Annotated in this window: 1 pseudogene; it reads right to left on the bottom strand. The window is 57.4% G+C overall.

Features of this window, described 5'->3' with window-relative positions:
- Positions 1-1,709 (bottom strand): annotated as a pseudogene (locus HMPREF2635_RS09580) (hypothetical protein); the annotation flags it as partial.
- Positions 1,710-1,832: the final 123 nt, after the last annotated feature.

Below are 1,832 nucleotides of genomic sequence, written 5' to 3'. Positions count from 1 at the left end.
GGAACAACCAGCTTCTCCTCGTACGCAGGCGTGTACTCGTCTGCGTCCTTGGTCACCAGGACGGACCATGCGGAAACGTCGTTACCACCCGAAACGAGGACTACGTTGAAGATATCGCCCTTCTTAGCATCCTCAGGGATGTCGAAGGTGCACTCTGCAACCTGAGCCTTGATACCCTTGGACTGGTCAAGTTCGCAAGTCTTGAGAACGTTACCCTTCGAGTCACGCCACTCAACCTTGGAAGGCAGGGTCGACAGGTCGCCGTTGAACTCTGGGGTCACGGTGGTGCCCGGGGCAGCCGGCTTATCGGTGGCGTTGTAGTCAGCCGTGATCGACACTGGGGTGAACGGCATGACTGCGTAGTTGACGTTGTACAGCGAGTTTAGGTTCTGGAACGGAACGCCGTTGAAATCAATCGGCAGCTGGTTCTCACCAGGCACTGCCGATGCGCGGAAGTTGCCGCCGTCGTCGAAGCGCTGGAAAACCGGGGTATGGAAACCAGTGTAGCCGTTCTGAACGACACCGTCCTTGTTCTCAACCCACACGAACACGTGGTTCGGGTTGAGGATGTCTTCGCGCTTCTGACCCTTTTCGTACTCACCGAAGCGCAGGGTGTAGTTACCCTTGTTATCGGTCTTACCGTAGACGGTCTTGAGGATGTACTCGGGGTGGTCCTCGAGCATCTTCTTGGTCTCTGCGGTCAGCTTTTCAGGGTCGTTCTTGTACTGCTCGTGCAGTTTCTTGTTGGCTGCAGCGCCGTCCTTGGTAAGGGTCGATGCGTACACGGTGTAACCGTCAGCTGCCTCGTCAGCACTGTTCATCGATGGACCGGTAGCAACAATGCCCTTGTCCGGACCACCGGTCTCAAGCCAAACGCGGCCCGAGATGGTGTTAGGAACCTTAGTCTGGGTCGCGGCCAGCTTGATTGGGCCCTCTGGATCCTCAACGAGCTTGTCACCCTTGGCAGCCATCCAGCTGTCCTCGTGGTTTGGTGGAACTTCCTGATAGAAGGCCGCCGTCAGCTGAATGTTTCCGTCAGCAGCGGCAAAGGAACCAAGAGGACCCTCAACTAGGCCGTTGAAGGAACCAGGCACGAATCCGTTAGCCTGACGGAACATGACAACCTTGTTGCCACGGTCATTCGTATACGGCTCAACCCAGATGCGGTGCTTCTGGTCAGTACGTGCCGCCCAAGTGTGCTCGCGACCCAGCTTGTCTGTCCAGGTGATGCCCTTTTTGCCCGTACCGAAGGCGTAGGTGCCCCGGCCACCGTTACCGCCGACAACATCGGGGAGGGTGTGCGTCTTCGCGCTGAAGATCGGCGAGTAGGAACCGTCCTTATCACGGAACTGCGCGTAGACCGTGACACCATCCATTGGGATGTTGCCGTTGTCGATCGTGGAGCCAGGGTTGCCCTTGGGGCCGGTCAGATACACGTGACCCGAAATCAGGCCCTTACCAACGCCCTGCGCGTCGGTCAGGTTAGCAGCCTTGGTGACACGACCGCTAGCGATCATGTCGGCATCAATAATCTGATCCTGAGAAGTCGGGGCAGCTGCGTCCAAACCTTCTTGAGCGAAGGCAGCCGGAGCAGCAGTTGGGTTAACAACTGGCTGCACAAACGGGCCCACCATGGCAACAGAAAGAGCGGCGGCTGCGATCGTCGTACCGCGGCGACGGGCAGAACCGTTGAATTTCTTCACATTCATGAAGAATCCTTTCATGAGAACAATTAAGAAACCGGTCAACAGCCCGCCCTCGGTCAGATTCCGAAGCTACTTAGGCGTTCCTGAAGGCAGACTGGACTCAAGCTGAGACCCTACCCCCCCCCC

The organism is Corynebacterium sp. HMSC035E02 (assembly GCF_001836065.1).
Lineage (GTDB): Bacteria > Actinomycetota > Actinomycetes > Mycobacteriales > Mycobacteriaceae > Corynebacterium > Corynebacterium hiratae.
Note: the sequence above shows the minus strand (reverse complement) of the source record. Positions and strands in the feature narration are given on the sequence as shown.